Annotated in this window: 3 protein-coding genes; 1 reads left to right on the forward strand and 2 read right to left on the reverse strand. The window is 36.6% G+C overall.

Annotated elements, in window-relative coordinates:
* Positions 1-72 precede the first annotated feature (72 nt).
* Positions 73-2,217, reverse strand: coding sequence for a DNA helicase RecQ (gene recQ, locus ABDZ84_RS09605; RefSeq protein ID WP_121603983.1), 2,145 nt, complete (start codon positions 2,215-2,217; stop codon positions 73-75).
* Positions 2,218-2,499: 282 nt separating this feature from the next.
* Positions 2,500-3,795 (reverse strand): branched-chain amino acid transport system II carrier protein, encoded by a 1,296-nt coding sequence (brnQ, locus tag ABDZ84_RS09610; protein ID WP_343781264.1) that lies wholly within the window; start codon positions 3,793-3,795, stop codon positions 2,500-2,502.
* A 479-nt stretch (positions 3,796-4,274) separates the two neighbouring features.
* Here brnQ and ABDZ84_RS09615 point away from each other — a divergent pair, with 479 nt between their 5' ends.
* Positions 4,275-6,143 carry a cation:proton antiporter gene (locus tag ABDZ84_RS09615; protein WP_026682621.1) on the forward strand — a complete coding sequence of 623 codons (1,869 nt, stop codon included), beginning with the start codon at positions 4,275-4,277 and terminating at the stop codon, positions 6,141-6,143.
* Positions 6,144-7,131 lie beyond the last annotated feature (988 nt).

Raw genomic sequence — 7,131 nt, forward strand, 5'->3', positions numbered from 1 at the left:
ACTCACTAGGACATTACACTGGTACTCGTCGTCAAGTCTGGCAAGGACCATCTTTTTTTACCCAATATCCGATTAGATGAAGCTATGTTTTGTCAGTACAGCTTTTATCTTTGTGTAATCATATTCCGTCGGTAGTGCCTCTTTAAGAGACTTTAACTTGATGTCATCAAGTTGTTCTCTAGCTTGTAAGATGGCTTCCTCTTCCTTCGATGTAAAAAATATTTCCCAAGCGATCGGATATCCGTCTTTAAAGGCTTTAAATAAGTGATTTTCTACCGTCTGATGGGATATATCACGTATAACAGCTATATCTTTAATAGATTTGCCAGATTGGAACATTTTATAGCTTATAACATGACTTGGATTCTCGTCTGTTTCAGGGTTATTTTTTTTAGGTTTTGGATGAACAGGATCATTTATGCGAATGATGTTTTTTACATCAGGATTCTGTGATCGCCATTCTTTTAGAACGTTTAAAAATGCTTCACCAAATTGGTCGTATTTCTTCTCACCTACCCCTTTAATTTCTAGCATATCTTCTTTGGTAACCGGAAAATATCTGCTTAATTCCTTTAAGGTTGCATCAGAAAATAAAACATAAGGTGGAACCCCTTTTTCATCAGCCAACTGCTTTCTTAAGTTACGCAATGCCGTAAATAAATCTTTATGGTAATCAGTCTGCTCATTTATCGGGATCGGCATCGTAAACATGTATACAGACTTTCTTCCTTTTAACACTTCAACAGATTGATGATTTAACTTTAGAATTGGAAATCTCCCTTCCTCCGTAGCTAATAATTGTTCTGCTACCAAGAAATGTATCCATTCAGTTAATTCTTTTTCGGTAAAAGCTGAGAGGATTCCGTATGTAGATAATGTATGGAGCCGAAACTCTTTTAGCTTTTTGTCTTTCGATCCTTTAAGTACCTTCGCTGTCATCCCAACTCCAAATCTTTCTCCCATCCGTTTTACACAAGAAAGTATTTTCTGCGCTTCCTCTGTAATATCTATTTTTTCCTGACGTTGGATGCAGTTGCTACAGCGACCGCATAATTCATTGTTATCCTCTTGATGAAAATAATTTAAGATAAACGTAGTTAAACATCCATGGGTATGACAATAGTTAATCATGGACTGCAGTTTACGATATTCCCCTTGCTTTGCGGCATCATCCATTAAGGATTGTTCAATAAGAAATTTCTGTAGCTGTATATCCTGTGCTGAGAATAATAATATGCAATCACTTGGCTCCCCATCTCTTCCAGCTCTCCCAGCTTCTTGGTAGTACGATTCAATATTCATTGGCATAGCATAGTGAATGACAAAACGAACATTAGATTTATCAATCCCCATACCAAATGCATTTGTTGCAACCATAAGCTGTTTTTCATCATGAATAAATGCAGATTGCGCATGTTGTCGTTCTTGTTCTGAAAGACCTGCATGATATTTAGCAATCGAATAACCGCGTCTTTCTAGCTGATCATAAAGACTGTCTGCCTGTTTTCTTGTTGCTGTATAAATAATTCCTGATTCAGTGCCTCTTTCCTGTAAAAAAGAGCGGATATAGGAGGATTTATTCTTTCCTTTAATGACGTGAAAGGATAAATTATCTCTTTCGAAGCCTGTATTTACTACATGATTTATGTGTAATAACTGCTGGATATCGAATATGACTTCTTCTGTTGCCGTTGCCGTTAACGCCATTATAATTGGAGCATGATGTAATTGCTTTAATTGTGGAATGATTGATCGATAGCTCGGTCGGAAATCGTGACCCCATTGGGAAATACAATGTGCCTCATCAAAGGCAATTAATGATATATTTATTTGCTTAAGTACATTCAAGAAATTTCCTGAATCAAATCGTTCGGGTGCTACATAAACAAATTTATATCTTCCTAATGCAATATCCTTTAGCCTATGCTGTTGTTCACCTGCAGTTAATGAGCTATTAATATAAGTAGAAGCAATTCCTAAAGACTGTAATGCATCTACTTGGTCCTTCATTAAAGAAATAAGAGGAGATACGATAATTGCAGTGCCTGGCAATGCTAAGCCGGGTATTTGATAGCATATGGACTTTCCCCCACCAGTAGGCATGACAGCGAGAATATTCTTTTTAGCTAAGATGTAATCAATGGTTTCCTTCTGCCCTGGACGGAAGGTTTCATAACCGAAATACGTTTGAAGTAGTTTTTCTTCCTTCATTCCCATGATGTATTTCCTCCTTTTACATGTACCATCCTAACATATTCTTTCTGTAGTTGGTTATAGAAGAAAAAAAGAAGCTGTAAAGATACAGCTCCTGCATATACAAATATTCTATAATTTTACCACACACATAACTGGTAGTAAGACCCCACTGATTGAAGTTTCATTTTTATAAGTTGATATGATTTTTAGCTTTCATGAGCTTATCGTTTAATGTACGGACGGTATTGGCTAATTCAGCAATATCTCACAGCTTTACTGGAATACACTAGCCTAAAGTAATAGTTAAGCCTTTTGGGGTCTAAGCTTTGAAACTAGAAATCCGATACATCCTCCAATAATAGCTGGTAGTAGCCAGCCCAAACCAATATCAAATAAAGGAATTTTCATTACATAGTTCGTGACAGTTGGAATATCAATACCATAGGACGTAATCCCATCATTTAAGCTTATGATTGCGGTAAATAGAATTGCCCCACGGTAGACCTCCGGCCTATTCTGAAATAATGACCGTAGAAAGGTTAGCATAATAAGTACAATAGCTATTGGATATAAGAATACAAGTACGGGAACAGAAAAACTAATGATTGCATCTAAACCTTGATTAGCAATAACAAAACTAGAGAAAGTAATTATAAAAGCAATCAAGGAATAAGAGATTGGCACCAATTTTGAAAAAAATTGCGCACAAGCAACTACTAAACCGACAGAAGTGGTAAAACAGGCTAACGTAACAATAATTCCTAGCAGCAGTGTTCCAAATGTTCCAAAGATTGAAGTTGCAGCATGTGAGAGTATCTCTCCTCCATTACTGAAGCTAGCTGATCCTGCCACCTTTGTACCAATCCAGCCGATAGAGGTATAGACAGTGATCAGACCTACTCCAGCGACCAATCCAGCCTTCAATGTTGCAGTAATAAGCCCTTTCTGTGTGGAAACACCCCTTTCTTTAAAGGCATTTACCACAATAATTCCAAAGGCTAGAGCTGCAATAGCATCCATAGTTAAATAGCCTTCGACAAAGCCTTTAAAAAAAGGACTACTAGCATAATCACTGGTAGGTGCTGTAGCTGGCTGGTCAAATAAGATAATAGCGCCAATTACTAATGCTGTAATAGACAGCAATAGTATAGGTGTTAAATACTGTCCAATTCGATCTACCATTTTTGAAGGATTTAAACTGATAAAAAAGACGAAAATAAAAAATACACTTGTGAACAGCAATAACGTATAAGGTGATACGTTATTAAGAAAGGATTCGATGCTCATCTCGTAGCCAACTGTAGCTGCACGAGGTATTCCAAAAAATGGTCCAATTGCTAAATACACAGCTGTTGTAAATAGAATGCCAAATAGAGGGTGGACTCGATTTGCTATTTCTCTGGCATCTTTTTTTACGAACGAAATAGCAGTAACTGCTAAAATAGGTAAACCTATACCAGTTATCACAAAGCCTGCAATAGCAGTAATAAAAGACGATCCTGAATGGAGTCCAAGTACAGGAGGATATATGAGATTTCCAGCACCAAAAAATAAAGCAAATAACATAAAGCCGATTATGAATGTATCTTTATTCATCATACGTGTATCCCTTCTATATGATTTCCTGTTGAGATTGTTTATTGAATACAGTTGTATAGCACTCCTTAAATTAAAACGAAATGGAATGAACATTCCTGTATTATCAAATACTAAAGAAAGAAGAGTAATATCTATTTTTTCAATATAATCTGAAAATAAAGGGCGATTCTTTGAATTAATTTTTTTCAGAAAATAACGCAAAGCAGACATCATCTTAACAGTAACAGGTTAAGATTGTCAATGGAAAAGGAGAGAAAAGTAAATGTTGATAATAGTATGATTTATATTTGCCTGAATTAAAATTGTTTACATTCTTTCCTTTCACATTTAAAATGTTTTTATCTTATCTATAATTTGCCATTACAAAGGAATGTGTTATTTCCTTTTATATGGCTATCCGACGTTTTACTTTCTGTAGGATTGATTGCAATGTTACATAAGGAAGTAGTTTCGTTGAAATTTTAAATAGGGGGTATCACATGGTTCCGTCTTTATTATTTGAAATCATGCTAATAGGCTTCTTAGGGATCGGGTCCCAATGGATCGCTTGGCGTTACCGTATGCCGGCTATTGTTGTCATGTCGATTACTGGACTGTTGGCAGGACCAGTTTTTGGTTTAATGAACCCTGAGGAAGACTTTGGCAGTTTATATAGCCCAATTATATCTGTAGCAGTAGCCATTATTTTATTTGAGGGCAGCTTAAATCTCAGCTTTAAGGAGCTCAGGGGACTAGGCAAGCCTGTTTTCCGAATCTCCACTGTTGGTGCATTTATAGCCTGGATTCTCGGCTCACTAACTGCTCACTATATTGCAGGTTTGTCTTGGACCGTTGCTTTTGTAATTGGTGGCCTATTTATTGTTACTGGACCAACTGTAATAATGCCATTATTACGGCAATCAAAGCTAAAGCCTAGACCAGCTAAAATCCTAAAATGGGAAGGAATAATCGTTGATCCAATTGGTGCACTTTTAGCAGTGTTCGCTTTTGAGATTATTACCTTTTTAACAGCAAATGATCCGGATGGAGCAAAGTTAACACTATTTTTTGCAGCATCTATTTTTGCGGCAATATTTGGCTGGGCATGTGGTAAAGGAATTGGCTGGATGTTTGAAACAGGCCATATTCCAGAATTCTTAAAATCTCCAGCAGTTGTCATTGTTGTTATTGTTTGTTTTACCGGTGCAGATGAAATTATGCACGAAACAGGATTATTATCAGTAACAGCTATGGGAATTACACTTGCCAATATGGGGATAAGCTCTATTTCTGACATGCGTCATTTCAAAGAAAACATTTCAATTTTACTCATTTCAACGATATTTATTATGCTAACCGCATCCTTGCAATTAGAAACCCTACTGCAAATATTTAGTCCCAACATTATTGGCTATGTATTATTAATGATGTTCATTGTTCGCCCATTATCGATTTTCCTTTCTACCATTGGCACGGGATTATCATTTAATGAGAAAGCTCTAGTAGGTTGGATTGCACCAAGAGGAATTGTAGCGTTGACCGTATCAGGCTATTTTGCTAGTGTATTGACCGAAGCAGGTTATGAAGATGCACAAATACTAACAACACTTACCTTTGGACTAGTAATTTTTACGGTTGTAGCTCATGGGTTTTCAATTGGTTGGTTGGCGAAAAAATTACATTTATCTATGGAAGGAAGACCAGGAGCGTTAATTAATGGAGCTAATCGCTTTACAGTTGAATTAGCTAAATCACTGGCAAAGGCTAATTTTCCAGTAATAATTGTTGACTCTTCATGGGAAAGATTAAGGCCAGTTCGTGAGGCAGGTATTAATTTTTATCATGGAAATATACTCTCTGAGCAGTCGGAATATAACCTGGATACAATTCCATATGAATATTTGCTAGCTATAACAGATGATCATGCTTTTAATTCCCTTGTATGTACAACATTTATGCCCGAATATGGTAGAACTAATGTCTTTAAAGTTAGTCCACTTGATCAAATAAAAGGTGATACAACAGAGGTTGTATCTAAAGTTGGAGGACGGATTTTATTTGATAAGAAATTTACGATGGAAGATTTGTTGGAAAAGCTGAATAATCATTATGTGTTCAGACAAACTACGTTAACTTCACAATATAACTATAAGCAATATGTAGCTGACAAAGATGAATCTACTGCTTTTCTTTATCTAATTAAGCCTTCAGGTCAATTGAAATTTTATTCCGAAGAAATGCGAACTGTTCCAGCAGTAGGGGATACAATAGTAAGTCTGACACCACCTAATAAAGAAAAAGCAAAGATTCAAGCCAAGTTAGAAACGCAGCGAAATAACAATACAAAAGGGAATGAAAAAGAAGTATGAAGCTGAATTGACCCTGTCAAGTAGACATTGGAAATTATAAAAATGGATTTAAGCGGCTTTAGCTCTATATTCAACAGGGCTAGGGCCGTATAATCTTTCTTGATATCTTTCATACCTATGTAAATAGTACTTCTCACATTTGAGAGTCCCCTAAAATGATTCCATTGGAACTTCTTTATAAGAATAGTCTCCTGACAACTAATCAAATACAGCTGCTTCCTTTAACCCACTTATTCCGTCCGTTTCAAATGTCCATCCATCTAGAAAGGGTTGTATTATTTATTTGATATTTGAACATCCTTCTTTGTATCACCTTCATTATTGTTGACATTATTACTTCAAATTAAATTCACTCGAATGAGATCTCTTGGACATAAAAAATTCCCCCTAGGTAAAACAGATTTTTATTTGTTAATCTGTCTAACTTAAGGGGAGCAGTTCAAACGCTTCACTCTTTTAGAAAATAATAAAATTTGCCCATTTGTATAAATATGGTGTCGGGTTGAGCTGCGTCCAGCTCCAGCGCCGAGAAACGATGCGACTTCACGAATCGCCCTAAGCTAAGTCGACATCGGCCCGTAAGCAAACCGTAGTTCCTATATTTCCGCTGACTCGCTCCAGTCGCTACGTTTCTAATCGGGCTCTTGTGTTTTTGTTCTAAGTTAAGAAAGTATAAAATCAGTGCAATGACTGCGTTAAGCCAAGTAGTTATTTTGAAATGTTTGATGTATATTGGCAATGCTCCGACGAATTACTTCGCTTTCCGCGGGCACGGCCTCAACTAACTTTGCAAAGAAGAACACGTTGCAAAGTGGATTTGCGGCTCGCGCTAATCCCGCAGGAGTCTACGTAATTCGTCTCCGCTATGAGAAGGTGCAACAATTCTTGTCATAAGTAATAGGTTGACTTTTTTTACAATGGATAAAGTGAAAATCGCTATCCGTGCGTATAAAAGCAGCTGTGTTACTTCATGCTAGCGTTGTAGAGC

The organism is Virgibacillus salarius (assembly GCF_039521925.1).
Classification (GTDB): Bacteria; Bacillota; Bacilli; order Bacillales; family Amphibacillaceae; genus Virgibacillus; species Virgibacillus salarius.